We start from the raw sequence: 17,294 nt of genomic DNA on the forward strand, positions 1-17,294 counted from the left end.
GGCGTACCAGGAGTTACGGGAACAGCGTGCCGGTGTCGATGTCGGCCTTGTCGGCGATCTGCTGGGTGGTGACCTCGAGTTCGTGGCCCTGTGCGGCTCGGTCGCTGGGTGCCGCACCCGCGCCCAGTGGTGGTGGGAAGCGGTGTGCGCGGGCTCACCTGGAAAGGGCAATCGGATAGGCCGCCACGACGCTTCCGGAAGGGCCACCAACCTCCGCGTGGGCGGCCCCGGGCTCTCCTGCGGCCTCGACCGGCGGAAGATTTCCGTGCTGCGCTTCGTCCTCGTCCGGTACGCGACCAGTTACCAGGTCCACCGTGAACGTCACGTACGTGGTGTGCGCGATTCAGCGCTGCATGGCGTCGCGGACCAGCGCTGTGTCGACGAACTGTTCGAAGCGGACGATGTGGCCGCCGCGCACGACGAAGTGGTGTGCCACGCGTACGTTGATGTCCTTGCCGGTGGCCTTGTTGGTGGCGGTGTAGCGGTCTCCACCCCTTTGTGGGTCAGGCGTACGAGTCGTCCACGCCGGTCGCCGGGGCCCTCGACCCGCTCGACGAGCCCGGCCGCCGCCATCCGGTCCACCAGGCGCGTCACACCGCCGGTGGTGAGCATCTGCTCCTGCGCGATGGCCCGCATCGACAGGCCCGGCTCATCGGCCCGGCCCAGGATGAGCAGGACCTCGTACATGAGGTGACTGATGCCGCACTCCTGCTCCAGGGAACGCCCCAGGATGTACTCCAGCCGGTTCGCCGCTCCCTGCAACCGGCCGAAGGCAAGCACCAGTTCATGGCCGGCGGCGTCCTTTGCCGTCGTGATCTCCACTGGCTCATCCACGGTCCCGCCACCCATCATCGTCGGCCCACGGCCATCCTCACCGATCATGCCGCACGTCCGGGCCGGATCAGCGCTGTCCCCGGCGGCGGAGCAGCCGCCGTACGCAGCCGCGCCGGGCCTCCGGGGTGGACGCAGGCCCGGCCGGCGGCTGTGAGGTCAGGGGCACGCTGCGCGGGTCGCTCAACAGACAGGCGTGCGCCAGGACGTGCCGCGCGATCGCGGTGGCACCTCCCGTGGTTCCCTTGAGGTCGGCAAAACGGGCAGTAGGCTGCGGGCGCGTGATGGTCGGTAAGCGACACCCCAAGTCCTCTCCGCGAGCCGGAGGCAGCGGGCAGGCCGTTCAGGCCGCGGTTCCGCTGTACGGTTTCCAGCCCCCGGTCGGCACTCCGTACGGCCTTGAGGTGAACACCATCGAGGCATTCTCTGCCGGGCATGACGACTGGCCGAGGAATCCGCCCCGTCCGGGCAGTGCCACCTTCCACTACCTGATCCTGGTCACGGAGGGCGAACTGCTCCACGACGTCGACCACGTCACGCGGAACGTCTCCCCGGGCCAGTGGCCCAGCGCTCGGTCAAATCCCGGTGAACGGGGCCCGGATGATCAGGTCACTCGCAGAAGTCCTTCGGCGTTTCCGGCCAGGATGCCCGAGTGATCGGGGTTGATGCACGGTTGAGGCACATCTGAACTGGCTTACCCTGCGGGCGGGTCCGGCTGAGGGCGAACGACGCAACGGGCAGGAAATCCATGAAGTGTGCCGTCGCTTGGGGGGATCATGGGCTGCGGCCGTCCCTCGCCCCGGGACGGCGGTCGTTTGTGCACCGCCTCCGGAGGGACGCTGAATGACTCATATACCCACCGTCCGACGGGTTTTCGGCGACGGACCGTTCGCCGAGATCGGGGAACCAGCTCTGGCCGTCGTTGACGATTGCTCGCGGCTGGTTGCGGTGGGCGGAGACCTTGGGCGCCTCCAGTGGGGCGGCAGCGCGACCGCCGACTCGAAGTGGACCGGGTACCGGATCGGGGTCTATGAGCGGGAGGGTCTCCGGTGTCGGCACGTGGTGCGATCTCGGTATCCCGTGCGGTCTCTCGCCTTCCACCCTGAACTTCCCCTGCTGGCCGTCGGGACGGGAAGTTATGACGGCGGTTACTCCTTCGAAGGTGAGCTGCTGTTGATCCACCTGGATACCGGCAGTGTGGTGTCCGCGTTGAAGTACCTGCGGGAAGTGCTCAGCCTGGAATGGCTCAGTCAGGTGGCACTGCGTCTAGTCCTGGCGCCGTGCGACGACTGGGACAATCCGCACGCACGGGAGCAGGGGCATACAGCCGTGGTCGTGCGCACCGACTGGTCGGCAGTCGTGGAGGGGGCGGTCGGCGCAGAGGAGGTGACTGCGCCCGCAGCGCCGACCGTTCGGCGCGAGCTCACCGGGGAGGCACGCCGGGTTGTGTCGGATCTCGCGACGGCGGCGGGCAAGCGCTGGTCCCTGCGGCGGCGGGTGTGGGCTGTCGAGGGACTGGCGGATGGCCGCGTACTGGCCGCTCTTGACGGGGTTCTGGCTGAGTCGTGGCTGCCGTCGGGCGAGCGGCAGTGGGCGGTCGAGGAGGAGGAAGACGGCCGGCAGCTGGTCCTGTCTTCCGACGGCACATCGGTGTGGGTCAATGGCGAACACCGCAGTAGCTGGTCGGGAAGACGCTGGGAGACTCCCGCACCGCGCATCGCACGGATCGCGACCGATACCGGACAGGTGCTGGAGACCCTGAGCCCGGACGTGTTCGCGGTTCTCGTCGCGGGCGCAGACCGCATGGTCCTGAGGCCGCTGGGTGATCGCCGGAAGCGACCCGCACGCTTGACGCTGTTCGATCTTGACGGCCCGGTGCCCGGAGCGGAGGTCGGCCCCTTCGACGTCTTCAACCACCCGTTCACGGTCCGGCGCGCGAGCCGTCCCTACGCCTTGGTAGGCACTGACCCGGCCAAGGCGCACCGGGACAAGTGGGTCACCGCTCTGGGGGCCGACGGGACGCTGCGCCGGCTCTTTCCGCACTCCTGGGTGCCGGAGGAACATCATTTCGGCGGTGCGGCAGTCGAGTTGGGGCAGTCCCTGGTGTGCGCCGGCACCGTCCACGACAGCTACGGGCTTCAACCGGGCGGCGCCTACGTCATACGGCGATCCCTGAGCGGCGCTGTGCAATGGGAGTACCGCACCGATCACCCCGCCACCGCCCTGGACACCGATGAGGACACGGTCTACGTGGCCGATAACTCCGGAGCCCTGGTGGCACTCGATGCCGACAACGGCTCGCTGCAATGGCGCATGGACCTTGAGGTCGACGGCACGCCCACGGTCGCACTGTCCCTGGCCGCGGTGGCCCGAGGCCATGTGCTTGCGGGGACCGTCGACGGTCGAGTCCTGGAGTACTCGGTCGGGCGGTGATCCGAACACTGTCTCGTCCCGGCTGCGCTGGGATGCGTGTACGCAGGCGACTACGAGCCACGGGAAGGCAAGACCCGGCGCAAGATCACCTGCTGTTCGAAACGGTATGTGGCGCGGAAGGTCTACCGCTGAGCTTGGGCGGAGCGTCGAAGCCTGGACTGCTCACCGGATGTACCGATTCCGAGTGTGGGGCTGTGCGTGTCTGCGCGGGGCAGGGCTTTGAGAGCCACCATTTTCTTCCTCATGCGTGCACTCCTTGTCACCGGCGGGATGGCGTCCCACTGAGTGGTGTAGCCGGTCCCCGTTTCGGAATGCGCGGGTGTCTGCCCGGGGCGTGCGCCCGTTGCTGGTGACTGCTCCCTGACCAAGGGGCAGGCCATCGCGTAAGTCTCCCTGGTGAACGGCCAGTTCAACCGAGGAGGACGCGATGGCCTTGTCCCAGTCTGACCTGATGCGGCTACTGGAGTCACTACGTACGGCCGATGGAATCGAGTCGATCAGGGTGTTGTGCGAGCGGATCCTGCAAGAACTCATCGAAGCCGAAGCAACCGAAGCCATCGGGGCTGCCCCCGGTGAGCACTCGAGCGACCGTGTGGCCTGGCGCAATGGCCATCGCGACCGGCTGCTGACCTCGCAGGCCGGCGACTTGGACCTGAAGATTCCCAAGGTGCGGAGCGGGTCGTTCTTCCCCTCGTTGCTGGAACGCCGACGGCGTATCGACCGGGCCCTGTTCGCCGTGGTGATGGAGGCATACGTGCACGGTGTCTCCACCCGGTCGGTCGATGACCTGGTCAAAGCACTCGGTGCGGACAGCGGGATCTCGAAGTCCGAGGTGTCGCGGATCTGCGGCGAACTCGACGCGGAACTCACCGCGTTCAAAGAACGGCCTCTGGACCACACGGTCTTCCCCTACGTCTTCCTGGACGCGACGTACTGCAAGGCAAGGGTGAACCACCGGATCGTCTCGCAGGCGGTGGTCATCGCGACCGGGATCTCGGCGAGCGGGCACCGCGAGGTCCTTGGACTGATGGTCGGCGACAGCGAGTCAAAGCCGTTCTGGACCACGTTCCTTCGCAGCCTGCGCTCCCGCGGCCTGGACAACGTCCAGCTGGTGATTTCCGATTCGCACAGCGGTCTGGTGGCCGCGATCCGCACCGTGTTCCTCGGATCGGCCTGGCAAAGGTGCCGCGTCCACTTCGTGCGCGACGTCTTCTCGGTGATCGAAAAAGGCTCCGGCGAGATGGTCGCGGCAACGATCCGCACCATCTTCGCGCAGACGACCGCCGAGACCGTCCGCGCCCAGCTCAACGTGGTGGCCGACATGCTCGGACGCCAGTTTCCCAAGGTCAAGGCCATGTTGCTGGAAGCCGCACCGGACATCACCGCGTTCGCGGACTTCCCGCCCGCGCACTGGAAGAAGATCTGGTCCACGAACCCGCTGGAGCGGCTGAACCGAGAGATCAAACGCAGGACCGATGTCGTCCAAGTCTTCCCCAACCCCGCCGCCCTCGACCGCCTCGCCGCCGCGGTCCTGGCCGAACTCCACGACGAGTGGCAGGTCTTCGACCGCCGCTACCTCTCCGAAGGCTCCATGGCCGAACTCTTCACCGACAAGCCCACACCGCAACGAAAGATCCCCACACAACCGGAACCCAACAAGCTCCACTGACTACACCACTCGGCGGGACACGACCACCGGCGGGCTCCGGTTGATGAATGGGTGCCGTTGCGGGTCGGGTTCGAACACAGCTTTAGGTACGACGTGTTGGGCGGGACACTTGCAGGGTGCTGTCCCAGGTCCGCGGTCTGACTCATGAGAGATGTGACCGGGGTGTCTTGCTCACACGGCGTCGACTGTTGGCCGGGGATGGTGCGTTGTCGGTACCGGGCTGGCGGGGTGTGTCTCGATGCCTCAAACGTTACGTCGCCCGCGAGGTGTTTCACCTGGTCAGAGCCGTACAGCCGTGACCCCGTCATAGGGGCTGTTGTGAGGTATGAGAGCGTGAGGCGGATGAGCGAGACGACGCAGCAGACCCTCCAGTACCGCTTTGACGGGCCAGAACACGCTCCGGTCCTGATCTTGGGGCCCTCACTGGGTACCACATGGCACATGTGGGACCGGCAGACCCCCGAGCTGTCCCGTGAGTGGCGTGTGCTCAGATTCGATCTGCCCGGGCACGGCGGCGCCCCCGCCCACCCCGCCACCTCGATCGGTGAGATCGCCGACCGGTTGCTCGCCACCCTCGACGAGCTGGGTGTGCAGCGCTTCGGTTACGCGGGCTGCTCCATCGGCGGTGCCATCGGCATGGAGCTGGCGCTGCGCCACCCCGGGCGGGTCGCCACGCTCGCGCTGGTCGCCGCCTCGCCCCGGTTCGGCACGGCCGACGAGTTCCGGCAGCGCGGGGTGATCGTGCGGACCAATGGGCTCGACCCGATGGCGCGCAGCGCACCCGAGCGCTGGTTCACGCACGGCTTCGCGACCGCACAGCCCGCGATTGTCGAATGGGCCGTGCAGATGGTCCGCACCACCGATCCCGGCTGCTACATCGCCGCCTGCGAGGCCCTCGCCGCCTTCGACGTCCGTACGGAACTCGGGCGCATCGGCGTTCCGACCCTCGTGGTCGTCGGCGCCGAGGACCAGGTCACCGGGCCCGGCGATGCGCGCACCCTGGTCGCGGGCATACCCGACGCCCGTCTCGCCATGGTCCCCGGTGTCTCGCACCTGGCCCCGGTCGAGCAGCCCGCGGCCGTCACGGACCTGCTGGCGCACCATTTCACCGCCTCCTGGCAGGACACTTCCACCTCGATCCCGGTCCAGACACCGGCCCCGTCGCTCTCCGCCCCCGTGACCCCGATCGCCGAGATCGAGCCCGCCCCGGCGGACGTGCGGTCCACGGAGGCCGGGCGCCCCGATCCGTACGAGGCCGGGCTCAAGGTGCGTCGCGAGGTCCTCGGGGACGCCCATGTCGACCAGGTCACGGCGGCCTCGGACGAGACGACCGAGGAGTTCCAGGAGCTGCTCACCCGGTACGCCTGGGGCGAGATCTGGACCCGTGAGGGGCTGGACCGCCGCACCAGGAGCGTGGTGACGCTGACGGCGCTGGTCTCCGGCGGGCACCTGGAGGAGCTGGCCTTCCATCTGAAGGCGGCCCTGCGCAACGGCCTCACCCCGGTGGAGATCAAGGAAGTGCTGCTCCAGACAGCCGTCTACTGCGGTCTCCCGGCGGCGAACGCGGCCTTCAAGGTCGCCCAGGCCGTGATCCAGCAGGAGACCACGCCCGACCCGTAGGAGGATGGAAGGCATGACCATGAAGCTGACCAAGATGGGCCACGCCTGCATTCGGCTGGAGAAGGACGGGCGGACGCTCGTCGTCGACCCGGGCTCCTTCAGCGAGCAGGACGCGGCGCTCGGCGCCGACGCGGTCCTCATCACGCACGAGCACCTCGACCACTTCAACGAGGACCGGCTCCGGACCGCCATGGAGGCGAACCCGGCCGCCGAGATCTGGACGCTGCGCGCGGTCGCCGACCAGCTGTCCGCCGCCTTCCCCGGCCGTGTCCACACGGTCGGCCACGGGGACGCCTTCACCGCCGCCGGCTTCGACGTCCAGGCGCACGGCGAACTGCACGCCGTCATCCACCCGGACCTGCCGAGGGTCACCAACACCGGCTATCTGGTGGACGGTTCGCTCTTCCACCCGGGTGACGCCTTCACGGTCCCCGACGCCCCGGTTGAGACGCTGATGCTCCCCGTGCACGCCCCGTGGAACAAGGTCTCCGAGGTCATCGAGTACGTCCGGGCGGTCAAGCCGCAGCGCGCCATCGACATCCACGACGGCCTCCTCAAGGACGTGGCGCGCGGGATCTACGACCTGCACATCGGCAATCTGGGGGGCGCGGACCACTCCCGTATGGCCCCGGGAGACGCCACGCAGCTCTGACTGTCAGACCCAGCCGTTAGGTTACGTACATGCGCATCGCGACCTGGAACGTCAACTCGATCACCGCCCGTCTCCCGAGGCTGCTGGCCTGGCTGGAGACCACGGAGACGGATGTCCTGTGCATCCAGGAGACCAAGTGCTCCGCCGAACAGTTCCCCCACGACGAGCTCCGTGAGCTCGGTTACGAGTCCGCGGTCAACGCCACGGGCCGGTGGAACGGGGTGGCGCTGCTCTCCAGGGTGGGGCTCGACGACGTGGTGAGCGGCCTGCCCGGCGGCCCGGAGTACGAGGGCGTGCAGGAGCCGCGGGCCGTCTCGGCGACCTGCGGCGGCGTCCGCGTCTGGTCGGTGTACGTACCGAACGGACGCGAGGTCGACCACGAGCACTACGCGTACAAGCTGCGCTGGTTCGAGGCGCTGAAGGCCGCCGTGGCCGACGACGTGGCGGGCGCGCGGCCCTTCGCGGTCCTCGGGGACTTCAACGTGGCCCCGACCGACGAGGACGTCTGGGACCCGGCGGTCTTCGAGGGCGCCACCCATGTCACCCCCGCCGAGCGTGCCGCGCTCACCGCACTGCGCGAGGCGGGTCTCTCCGACGTCGTGCCGCGCCCGCTCAAGTACGACCGTCCGTACACCTTCTGGGACTACCGCGCGCTCGCCTTCCCGAAGAACAAGGGCATGCGCATCGACCTGGTCTACGGAAACGAGTCCTTCGCCAAGGCCGTCAAGGACAGTTACGTGGACCGCGAGGAGCGCAAGGGCAAGGGCGCGTCCGATCACGCCCCGGTTGTGGTCGATCTCGAGATCTGACCGACACCGCGTGCCTGTGGTGCTGCTGTACACCTGGATGACAGGCTGAGCAGTGTGAACATTCCCTTCCTGGACAACTGGCGCAAGCGGCATGGAGATCAGCACGCGGCAACTCTGGTCGCCGCGGTGGAGAACGACCCGGAGGGCGTGGCCGAGCTGCTCTCGGAGTGTGAGCTGCTCAGAGCCCGCGCCGGGCAGAGCGGGCTGCAACTCGACGACTCCCCGGAGTCGTTGGAGGCGCTCGATCAGCTGCCGCCGCGCTGGCGCGGCGCCACCGCGGATCCCGAGGAACTGCCCTGGCTGGGCAATGACGCGGGCCTCTACCTCGGAACCGTCATCGTGAAGACGGTCTCCGGGGCGGCCTGGGACGTCTGGCCCGAGGGAAAGCCCGTGGTGCGGCTGGAGTCGGGGCGCGAGATCGACGTGGTGGAAGTGGGCGGCGACTGGGTGGCCACCGGCGCCCCGGAGCTCTCCCAGGTCTACGCGGAGGCCGCAGAGAACTGACCGGACCGGCAGTTCGTGACAAATACGCCTTATGCCTGATTCGTGCGTGTCGAGTGTGAAGTCCCTTTCCGGGATGGATAGTTTGCGCTGACCTCGACACAGCGATAAGTGGGCAGGACAGCGTATGGCCGTCGATCCGTTGATCGAGCTGAGTGATGTCAACAAGTACTACGGGAAGTTGCACGTCCTCCAGGACATCAACCTCACCGTCGGACGAGGGGAGGTGGTGGTCGTCATCGGGCCGTCCGGCTCGGGCAAATCAACGCTATGCCGGACGATGAACCGGCTCGAGACGATCGAGTCGGGCACCATCTCCATCGACGGACAGCCCCTCCCCGAGGAGGGCCGCGCACTCGCCAAACTGCGCGCCGAGGTCGGGATGGTCTTCCAGTCCTTCAACCTCTTCGCCCACAAGACCGTCCTGGCGAACGTCTCCCTCGCCCAGCGACAGGTCCGCGGCCGCAAGAAGGACGAGGCCGACAAGCGCAGCCACGAACTCCTGGAGCGCGTCGGGCTCGAAGCCCACGCCGACAAGCTCCCCGCCCAGCTCTCCGGCGGCCAGCAGCAGCGTGTGGCCATCGCCCGCGCCCTGGCCATGGACCCCAAGGCCCTCCTCTTCGACGAGCCCACCTCGGCGCTCGACCCGGAGATGATCAACGAGGTCCTGGAAGTCATGCAGCAGCTCGCCCGCGACGGCATGACGATGGTCGTCGTCACCCACGAGATGGGCTTCGCCCGCTCCGCCGCCAACCGGGTCGTGTTCATGGCCGACGGCCGCATCGTCGAGGACCGGTCCCCCGAGGACTTCTTCACCGCACCGGAGAGCGACCGGGCCAAGGACTTCCTCTCCAAGATCCTCAAGCACTGACGGGGGTGACCACGACGATGCGTACGACACGACTGCCCAGAACCCTCGCCGCACTGGGACTTGTGCTGCTCGCCGCCGCCTGCGGCAAGTCCGGCAGCCCGCCCGTGAAGGGCCCGCAGCCCGACCAGCTGCCGGTCTACAAGGTGGCCAAGGACTTCCAGCTGCCGTCCTCCTCGACCTGGAAGAGGGCGAAGAGCCGCGGCCGTCTCGTCGTGGGCGCCAAGGAGGACCAGCCCTACATGGGCGAGAAGGATCCGGCCACCGGCGTCTACTCCGGCTTCGACATCGAGATCGCCAAGATGATGTCGGCCTCGCTCGGCTTCGACCCCGCCTCGATCGAGTTCAAGACGATCGCCTCGGCCAACCGCGAAACCGCCCTGCAGAACGGCCAGATCGACTACTACGTCGGCACCTACACCATCAACGACAACCGCAAGAAGCTCGTCGGGTTCGCCGGCCCCTACTACCTGGCGGGCCAGGGCCTGCTGGTGCGCACCGACGAGAACGACATCAACGGCCCCCAGGACCTGGACGGCAAGCGCGTCTGCTCCGCCGCGGGCTCCACCCCCTACCAGCGCATCGCCGCCGACTACCCGGACGCCGAGCTCGTCGCGTACGACACCTACTCGATCTGCGTCGACAACCTGCTGACCTACCAGGTCGACGCGGTCACCACCGACGACACGATCCTCAGCGGGTACGCGGCCAAGGTGCCCGACGAACTCAAGGTCGTGGGCAAGCCCTTCTCCGCCGAGCCGTACGGGATCGGCGTCCCCAGGAGCGACAACGCGCTGCGCTTCGCGCTCGACGACGCCATCGCGCTCCACGAGAAGAACGGCGACTGGCAGAAGGCGTACGACTCCACCCTCGGTCTGTCGGGCCGCAAGGCCGCTCCCATGCCGCCCATCAACCGCTACCCGGCGAGCTGAGGCAGCCATGAACGTACTCACCGACAACTTCAAGCTCTACGGCGACGGGTTCCTCGGGACCGTCGAACTCACCGTCTACGCCTCGGTCCTGGCCCTCGTCCTGGGTTTCCTGATGGCCTCCTTCCGCGTCGCACCGGTCGGCTCCTTCCGGGTCTTCGGCACGGTCTGGGTGGCCGTCCTGCGCAACACCCCGCTCACCCTGCTCTTCTTCGCGGTCCTCCTCGGCCTGCCGCGCTTCGGACTCGTCCTGCCCTTCAAGGTGTTCGCCGTCCTCGCACTCGGCTGCTACACCTCGGCGTTCATCTGCGAGGCGCTGCGCTCCGGCATCAACACCGTGCCCAAGGGACAGGGCGAGGCGGCCCGCAGCCTCGGGATGACGTTCGGTCAGACGCTCTCCACCGTCGTCCTGCCGCAGGCGTTCCGCTCCGTCATCCCGCCGATCGGCTCCACGATCATCGCGCTCGCCAAGAACTCGGCCATCGCCGGCGCCTTCAGCGTCACCGAGCTCCTCGGCACCTACAAGACCCTCAGTGAGCTCGGCTACAACATCATCTGGACCTTCGTCTGGATCGCCGTCGGCTACCTGATCATCACCCTCACCATCAGCGCGCTCTTCAATGTGCTGGAGAAGCGCTATGGAGTCGCCCGATGACCGCAGATTCCACCGCCCTCTACGACATCCCCGGACCCAAGACCCGTAAGCGCCACATGCTCTACGGGGTCCTGTCGACGGTCCTCATCGCCGGGCTCGTCGCCTGGGTGCTGTATCTCCTCTTCGACACCGACCAGTTCACCTACGAGAAGTGGATGCCCTTCGAGTACAAGGGCATCCAGGAGCTGCTGCTGCGCGGCCTCGGCAACACGCTGAAGGCCTTCGCGTACGCGGCCGTGCTCTCCATCGCCTTCGGCGCGGTCCTCGCGCTGGGGCGGCTCTCGGAGCACCGGCCCGTGCGCTGGGTGGCGACGCTCCTGGTGGAGTTCTTCCGCGCCATGCCCGTACTGGTGATGATCTTCTTCATCTTCGTGGCGCTCAAGGTGCAGCCGCTGCCCGCGCTCGTCACCGGGCTCACCCTCTACAACGGCTCGGTGCTCGCCGAGATCTTCCGCACCGGCATCGGCAATGTGGAGCGCGGGCAGCGCGAGGCCGCGTACGCGCTCGGGATGCGCAAGACGCAGGTCATGACCCATGTCCTGGTGCCGCAGGCGGTGCGTGCGATGCTGCCGACCATCATCAGCCAGCTCGTGGTGACCCTCAAGGACACCTCGCTCGGCTATCTGATCACCTATGAGGAGTTCCTTCACGCGGGCAAGCTCATCGCGTCGAATCTCGACTACGATTTGCCGTTCATCCCCGTGGTGATGGTGATCTCACCGATCTACATCGGGATGTGCATGCTGCTCTCCTGGTTCGCCAACTGGACGGCCAGGAGACAGAAGCGCAACCCGAAGACCGAGGCCGTGGACGTGGGTCCGGCCGAACCAGGGACGCTGCTGCCGGGTGTGCAGTAGCTCGTAGGGCCATGCCCGTCCGGCAGCAGCCGGTGATCACTTCTTGCACAGCAGGCGAGGAGAAGGTCAGCTGCGTGCCGGTCGGGGTGTGCTCGCTTGCCGGGGCGGTCGCATCAGCGCAGGGCGCTCTTCGCCTGCCAGTCGGCCCAGCTCAGATTCCAGTTGCCGTAGCCGTTGTTGACGGCGACCGTGCCCTTGGCGTCGGCCCCGGTGATCTCGAAGGGGTCGCCGACCTGGGCCAGGCCGTAGAGGTGGTCGGCGTCGGCGTCGCTCATGCCGATGCAGCCCGAGCTGTGGTTCGTGTTCCCGAAGTAGGCGGCGTTCCAGGGGGCCGCGTGGGCGTACATGCCCGACCAGGTCAGCCGCATCGAATCGTCGACCATCTTGTCGTACGCGTTGCCGAGGCCGACCGTCTCGGAGCGCATGTTGATCGTGCCCTCCTTCGACATCAGTACCGCGACGCCCTTCCAGGAGGCCTTGTCGCCGCCCGGGGCGCCGCCCGATACGGGGATCTGCTTCACCCGGCGGCCGTCCTGGTAGAGCGTCAGCTGCTTGGTGTCGAGGTTCACCTTCATCAACTGGCTCTTCCCGATGGTGAATCGGGTGCTGTAGTCCCGTACGAAGAAGCCGCCCGCCGTGCCCGAGTCCGTGCCGTTCAGATCGGCCTCGAGGGTGACCTTGGTGCCGGGCTTCCAGTACTCCTTCGGGCGCCAGTCCACACGGTCCTTGCCCGAGTAGTCCTCCATCCAGCCCCAGGAGCCCTGGGTGTTGTTGGAGGTGGTGACCTTCAGCTGCTTCTCCACCGCCGCGCGGTTCTTGACGGGGTGGTCGAAGACGATCGAGAGCGGCTGGGCGACACCGACCGTGGTGTTCTTGCCCGGGGCCAGGGTCAGCTTGTTGATCTGCGTGGCGGCGGCCGTGGCGAAGGAGGCTTTCGCCGTTCCGCCGCCCTGGGCGGTCGCCTGCACGGAGTACGCCGTGCCGGGTGCAGCATTGCGCGCGGACGTCCAGGACATGCCGTCGGCGGCGAGCGTGCCCGGAAGCTCCCCGCCCTTGTCGCCGGAGACCGAGACCTGCTTCAGCTTTCCGTCGGTGGCCGTCACCTTCACCGGTGAGCCGGCCTTCGCCTGATGCCCGGTGAGGTTGACCGTGATCCGCGGGGCCGATGCCACGGACTGTGAGCCCGGCGCCGTACCGCCGCCCGAGCAGGCGGTGAGGGTGGCGGCGAGCGCCGCGGCGATGGCGGCGGTGGCTGTGCGTATGTGGCTCAAGACGGATCCTCCAGACGGGGTGGGTCCCCTGAGGAGAGTCCGATCGCGGTGTCCCGGTTGCGGTGAATCGCTGTGACATTACGGAAAGGTCCTAAGTCCTGGACCTGCCGGGACGAAGGTCCTGACCAGCTTGTTGACCAGAATTCAGCGAATCCCTGGCGCGACGGGCGAAGACGTTCCAAGCTCTCGGTGTGACGAATTCAGCGGACGGAACGGCGCACGCGGGACAGGTGGCGGAGGACGGCATCACGCTGCGTCTGCGCGGCAAGCTGCAGTGGATACCGGTGGCGGCCGTCGTGGTGGTGATCGCCTGGGCGGCAGCCACCGGATCGGTCTTCGACGGCCCCAACCAGGGCTCGGTCGCGGGCGTCATGATGGTGATCGGCGGGGTGCTGCTCGCCGCGATCGCCGTCGCCTTCGTGGGGCATCTGGTGCGGCCGATGCGGGTGCGCGCGGACGCGGACGGCCTCACCGTACGGCTGCCGGCCTGGCCCGGGGCGACGCTCCCGTGGGCGGGGCTCGCGGCGGTGAGCGCGGTCGCCGTCACCGAGGGGGGCCGCACCCGGCAGTTCGTGGTCGTCGACTACGCGCCGGGCACGGCAGCGCTGCCGCGGCTGAGCCGCACCCGGGCGACGTACGGCAGGATCGCTCCCGAGCTCGGGCGTGACGAGGACGCCCGCGGCCTCGTCTTCGAGGAGCAGATCTTCGACTTCGACCCGGCCGAACTCCTCGTCCTGATCCGGCAGTCCGCGCCCTCGGAGCTCCCCGTCAGCGATCTGCGCGATGAGACTTGGGAGAAGCGGGCGCCGGAGTCTGGGCCGCACGTGTGACGTCGGCGACCAGCTCCACCACGTCCGGACCGTAGGCCGCGGAGTTGACGACCTTCAGCAGCAGACAGAAGGACTTGTCGCCGTACTTGCGCGCCAGCTTCTCGTGGTTGCGGGCCAGATAGCGCGACGCCGCCTGGTTGGTGATCGCCTGCTGGCCGCAGAAGAGGAAGACCGGGCGGGCCTCGGGTCCGGTGGTGAGGCGGGCGATCAGTACGTACGCGACCTTGCCGTTCTCCAGGCGGTAGCGCTCGCTGCCGATCTGGAGGGCGCCGCGGTCCGGGCCCGGCTCCATGTCCGTGTTGACCTGGATGCCCGGGAGCAGGGACTGGAGGTGGGCCGTCATACGGCGGTTCGAGGCCGGTCCGCCGACGCAGAACTCGGTGCGCTCGCCGATGCCCTGCTGGGCGGTGTCGCCCGTGATGATCTGGGCGTGCGCCCCGCAGTCCTTGATCAGGGCGGCGAGTTCGAGGAGGGCGAAGACGTCGAAGCGGTGGACGGCGCCGTCGCCGCCCGCCTCGCGGTTGACGACCAGGACGCACTCGGAATTCCCGGGCAGCCCGAAGAAGGCCTGCTTGCGGCGGAGTTTCCGGCGCCAGAGGTAGGTACGGGCGAGCCAGCCAACGGCGGCGCTGAGGCCGGCGGCTATGACGCCGAGCAGGATGTTGCGTACGTCGTCGTTCATGGTGCGGCATGGTACCGATAGGCGTGCTCATGACGAACGGTCGGTGCGAGGGCTACGCTGCGCGGACGTCCGTCGTATGGAGGTCACTTGATGCGTCGCGCCACCGCACGGAAGCTCTCGGTCCTGGCAGTCACCGCCTCGGTGGTGTCCCTCTCCGCGGCCTCACCACCCTCGTCGGCCTCAAGTCCGCCGGTCAAGACGCCTGTTGCCGTCGGCTACGGGGGAGCGGTGTCCAGCGTCGACGCGGACGCCTCGGCCGCGGGCATCGAGGTGCTGCGCAAGGGTGGCAACGCGGTGGACGCGGCGGTGGCCACGGCGGCCGCGCTCGGCGTCACCGAGCCGTACTCGGCCGGGGTGGGCGGAGGCGGCTACTTCGTCTACTACGACGCCAAGTCCCGCAAGGTGCACACCATCGACGGCCGCGAGACCGCGCCGCTCTCCGCGGACAGCTCGCTGTTCCTGGAGAACGGCAAGCCCCTCGCCTTCGCCGACGCGGTGACCAGCGGGCTGAGCGTGGGCACCCCGGGCACGCCGGGGACCTGGGACACGGCGCTCGACACCTGGGGCAGCAAGTCGCTGAAATCGGTGCTGCAGCCCGCCGAGCGGATCGCCAGGAACGGGTTCACCGTCGACGCCACGTTCCGTTCGCAGACCGAGGGGAACCAGGCGCGGTTCGCGGACTTCCCCGCGACGGCGAAGCTGTTCCTGCCCGGCGGACAGCTGCCGGTGGTGGGCTCCACCTTCAAGAACCCCGATCTGGCGCGCACCTACGAGGAGTTGGGGCGCAAGGGCATGGGCGCCATCTACCACGGCGACGTCGGCGAGGACATCGTCCGTACGGTACGGAAGCCGCCCGTGGCCGCGGGGTCGACGCGGGTCGTGCGCCCCGGCGACCTGACGGAGAAGGACCTGCGGGCGTACGAGGCGAAGATCCAGGCCCCGACGCAGGTGAACTACCGGGGGCTCGACGTCTACGGCATGGCACCGTCCTCCTCGGGCGGGACCACCGTGGGCGAGGCCCTCAACATCCTTGAGCGGACCGACCTTTCGAAGGCGTCCCAGGTGCAGTATCTGCACCACTACATCGAGGCGAGCCGGATCGCCTTCGCCGACCGGGGGCGCTGGGTCGGCGACCCGGCCTTCGAGTCCGTACCGACGAAGGGGCTCCTGTCGCAGCGGTTCGCGGACTCGCGGGCCTGCCTGATCAAGGACGACGCGGTACTGAAGAGCCCGCTCGCCCCTGGGGACCCCTCGAACCCGGCGGCGTGCGCGGCCGGTGGGACCGCCGCCCCGACGACGTACGAGGGCGAGAACACGACGCACCTCACCGTGGCCGACAAGTGGGGCAACGTCGTCGCCTACACCCTGACCATCGAGCAGACCGGCGGCAGCGGCATCACCGTGCCGGGGCGCGGCTTCCTGCTCAACAACGAGCTGACGGACTTCTCCTTCGCCCCGGCCAACCCGGCGGTCCACGACCCCAATCTGCCGGGTCCCGGCAAGCGGCCGCGCTCCTCGATCTCCCCGACGATCGTGCTGCAGCACGGGAAGCCCGTGCTCGCGGTCGGCTCGCCGGGCGGCGCCACCATCATCACGACCGTGCTGCAGACGCTCCTCGGCCATCTGGACCGCGGGCTGCCGCTGGTCGACGCGATCGCGGCGCCCCGGGCCAGCCAGCGCAACGCGGCCAACACCGAGCTCGAACCCGCCCTGTACAACAGCCCGTTGAAGGCGCAGCTCGAGGCGCTCGGGCACACCTTCGTACTGAATCCGGAGATCGGTGCGGCCACCGGTGTGCAGCGGCTGCCGGACGGGCGGTGGCTCGCGGCGGCCGAGACGGTGCGCAGGGGCGGCGGCTCGGCGATGGTGGTGAGGCCGAGCGGGCGCGGCTGATCAGATCGCGGTGAGGATGCGGGGGCCGTCCTCGGTGACGGCCACCGTGTGCTCCGCGTGGGCGGCCCTGCTCCCGTCCGAGGTGCACAGGGTCCAGCCGTCCTCGGCCTCGTAGTACGCGTCCTTGCCGCTCGCGATCAGCATCGGCTCGATCGCGATGACCATGCCGGGGCGCAGCTGCATCCCGCGGCCGGGGCGGCCCTCGTTCGGTACGGCGGGGTCCTCGTGCATGGCGCGGCCGATGCCGTGCCCGCCGAATCCGGCCGGGATGCCGTACCCGGCGCCGCGGCAGACCCGGCCGATGGCGTGGGCGATGTCGCCGATGCGGTTGCCGGGGACGGCTGCGGCGATGCCCGCGTCCAGGGCCGCGTAGGCGGTGTCGATGAGCCGGGTGTCGGCGGGGCGGGCCTTGCCGACGGTGAAGCTGATGGCCGCGTCGCCCGCCCAGCCGTTCAGCACCGCCCCGAAGTCGGCGCTCAGCAGATCGCCGTCGCGCAGCCGGTAGTCGGTCGGGATGCCGTGCACGATCGCGTCGTTGACCGAGGTGCAGAGGACGGCGGGGAACGGGGTGGCGGCGAAGGCCGGGCGGTAGTTGAGGAAGGGTGACGAGGCGCCTGCCGCACGCAGGACGTCGTGGGCGATCACGTCGAGTGCGCGCAGGGAGACCCCGACCGCGGCGGCTTCCCGTACGGCGACGTGGGCCTGCGCGACGACGCGGCCCGCCTCGCGCATGGCGTCGATGTGCGGAGCTGTCTTCAGATGAACCATGCCAATTACTATACCGGTCCGACAGG

16 protein-coding genes and 1 pseudogene are annotated in these 17,294 nt (G+C 68.5%); 13 read left to right on the forward strand and 4 right to left on the reverse strand.

The window, feature by feature from the left end; genetic code table 11:
- Positions 1–321 precede the first annotated feature (321 nt).
- The gene (locus OG707_RS33630) at positions 322–849 is read right to left on the reverse strand and encodes a MarR family winged helix-turn-helix transcriptional regulator (protein WP_329128119.1); all 528 of its coding nucleotides are present in this window, start codon (positions 847–849) and stop codon (positions 322–324) included.
- A 263-nt stretch (positions 850–1,112) separates the two neighbouring features.
- Between OG707_RS33630 and OG707_RS33635 the strand changes: the two are divergent.
- The 11 genes and pseudogenes from OG707_RS33635 to OG707_RS33685 form a co-directional block, all read left to right on the forward strand.
- Positions 1,113–1,394: pseudogene (locus OG707_RS33635) on the forward strand (helix-turn-helix domain-containing protein); the annotation flags it as partial.
- A 280-nt stretch (positions 1,395–1,674) separates the two neighbouring features.
- Positions 1,675–3,264 (forward strand): outer membrane protein assembly factor BamB family protein, encoded by a 1,590-nt coding sequence (locus OG707_RS33640; RefSeq protein WP_329125102.1) that lies wholly within the window; start codon positions 1,675–1,677, stop codon positions 3,262–3,264.
- A 427-nt stretch (positions 3,265–3,691) separates the two neighbouring features.
- The gene (locus OG707_RS33645) at positions 3,692–4,933 is read left to right on the forward strand and encodes an IS256 family transposase (RefSeq protein WP_329125105.1); all 1,242 of its coding nucleotides are present in this window, start codon (positions 3,692–3,694) and stop codon (positions 4,931–4,933) included.
- A 342-nt stretch (positions 4,934–5,275) separates the two neighbouring features.
- Complete coding sequence (gene pcaDC / locus OG707_RS33650) at positions 5,276–6,553, forward strand: bifunctional 3-oxoadipate enol-lactonase/4-carboxymuconolactone decarboxylase PcaDC (protein WP_329125107.1); 1,278 nt, start codon at positions 5,276–5,278, stop codon at positions 6,551–6,553.
- Between the two features lie 19 nt (positions 6,554–6,572).
- Positions 6,573–7,205, forward strand: coding sequence for an MBL fold metallo-hydrolase (locus OG707_RS33655; protein WP_329128121.1), 633 nt, complete (start codon positions 6,573–6,575; stop codon positions 7,203–7,205).
- Positions 7,206–7,234: 29 nt separating this feature from the next.
- The gene (locus OG707_RS33660; RefSeq protein ID WP_329125109.1) at positions 7,235–8,014 is read left to right on the forward strand and encodes an exodeoxyribonuclease III; all 780 of its coding nucleotides are present in this window, start codon (positions 7,235–7,237) and stop codon (positions 8,012–8,014) included.
- 54 nt (positions 8,015–8,068) lie between these two features.
- Positions 8,069–8,518, forward strand: a complete 450-nt coding sequence (locus tag OG707_RS33665) for a DUF6278 family protein (RefSeq protein WP_329125111.1) — start codon at positions 8,069–8,071, stop codon at positions 8,516–8,518.
- A 124-nt stretch (positions 8,519–8,642) separates the two neighbouring features.
- Positions 8,643–9,386, forward strand: a complete 744-nt coding sequence (locus OG707_RS33670; protein ID WP_329125112.1) for an amino acid ABC transporter ATP-binding protein — start codon at positions 8,643–8,645, stop codon at positions 9,384–9,386.
- Positions 9,387–9,403: 17 nt separating this feature from the next.
- Complete coding sequence (locus OG707_RS33675; RefSeq protein ID WP_329125114.1) at positions 9,404–10,315, forward strand: glutamate ABC transporter substrate-binding protein; 912 nt, start codon at positions 9,404–9,406, stop codon at positions 10,313–10,315.
- A gap of 7 nt (positions 10,316–10,322) precedes the next feature.
- Positions 10,323–10,967, forward strand: a complete 645-nt coding sequence (locus OG707_RS33680) for an amino acid ABC transporter permease (protein WP_329125116.1) — start codon at positions 10,323–10,325, stop codon at positions 10,965–10,967.
- On the forward strand, positions 10,964–11,824 hold the full coding sequence (locus tag OG707_RS33685; RefSeq protein ID WP_329125118.1) for an amino acid ABC transporter permease: 861 nt from the start codon (positions 10,964–10,966) through the stop codon (positions 11,822–11,824). The genes OG707_RS33680 and OG707_RS33685 overlap by 4 nt, the downstream gene beginning before the upstream one ends.
- A 113-nt stretch (positions 11,825–11,937) precedes the next feature.
- Here OG707_RS33685 and OG707_RS33690 read toward each other — a convergent pair whose 3' ends face one another.
- Complete coding sequence (locus OG707_RS33690) at positions 11,938–13,095, reverse strand: L,D-transpeptidase (RefSeq protein WP_329125120.1); 1,158 nt, start codon at positions 13,093–13,095, stop codon at positions 11,938–11,940.
- A 191-nt stretch (positions 13,096–13,286) separates the two neighbouring features.
- Between OG707_RS33690 and OG707_RS33695 the strand changes: the two genes are divergently transcribed.
- Positions 13,287–13,925: a hypothetical protein gene (locus OG707_RS33695; protein ID WP_329125121.1), complete on the forward strand. Its 639-nt coding sequence runs from the start codon at positions 13,287–13,289 to the stop codon at positions 13,923–13,925.
- Here the strand turns inward: OG707_RS33695 and OG707_RS33700 are convergent.
- Positions 13,864–14,607 (reverse strand): hypothetical protein, encoded by a 744-nt coding sequence (locus tag OG707_RS33700; RefSeq protein ID WP_329125123.1) that lies wholly within the window; start codon positions 14,605–14,607, stop codon positions 13,864–13,866. The two genes, OG707_RS33695 and OG707_RS33700, sit on opposite strands and share 62 nt — an antisense overlap.
- 90 nt (positions 14,608–14,697) lie before the next feature.
- Here OG707_RS33700 and ggt point away from each other — a divergent pair, with 90 nt between their 5' ends.
- Positions 14,698–16,500: a gamma-glutamyltransferase gene (gene ggt / locus OG707_RS33705; protein WP_329125125.1), complete on the forward strand. Its 1,803-nt coding sequence runs from the start codon at positions 14,698–14,700 to the stop codon at positions 16,498–16,500.
- On the opposite strand, the gene map is transcribed toward ggt, so the two are convergent.
- Positions 16,501–17,268, reverse strand: coding sequence for a type I methionyl aminopeptidase (gene map, locus OG707_RS33710; protein ID WP_329125129.1), 768 nt, complete (start codon positions 17,266–17,268; stop codon positions 16,501–16,503). It lies immediately after the preceding gene.
- Between the last annotated feature and the right edge of the window lie 26 nt (positions 17,269–17,294).

The organism is Streptomyces sp. NBC_01465 (genome assembly GCF_036227325.1).
In the GTDB taxonomy this organism is placed as follows: Bacteria; Actinomycetota; Actinomycetes; order Streptomycetales; family Streptomycetaceae; genus Streptomyces.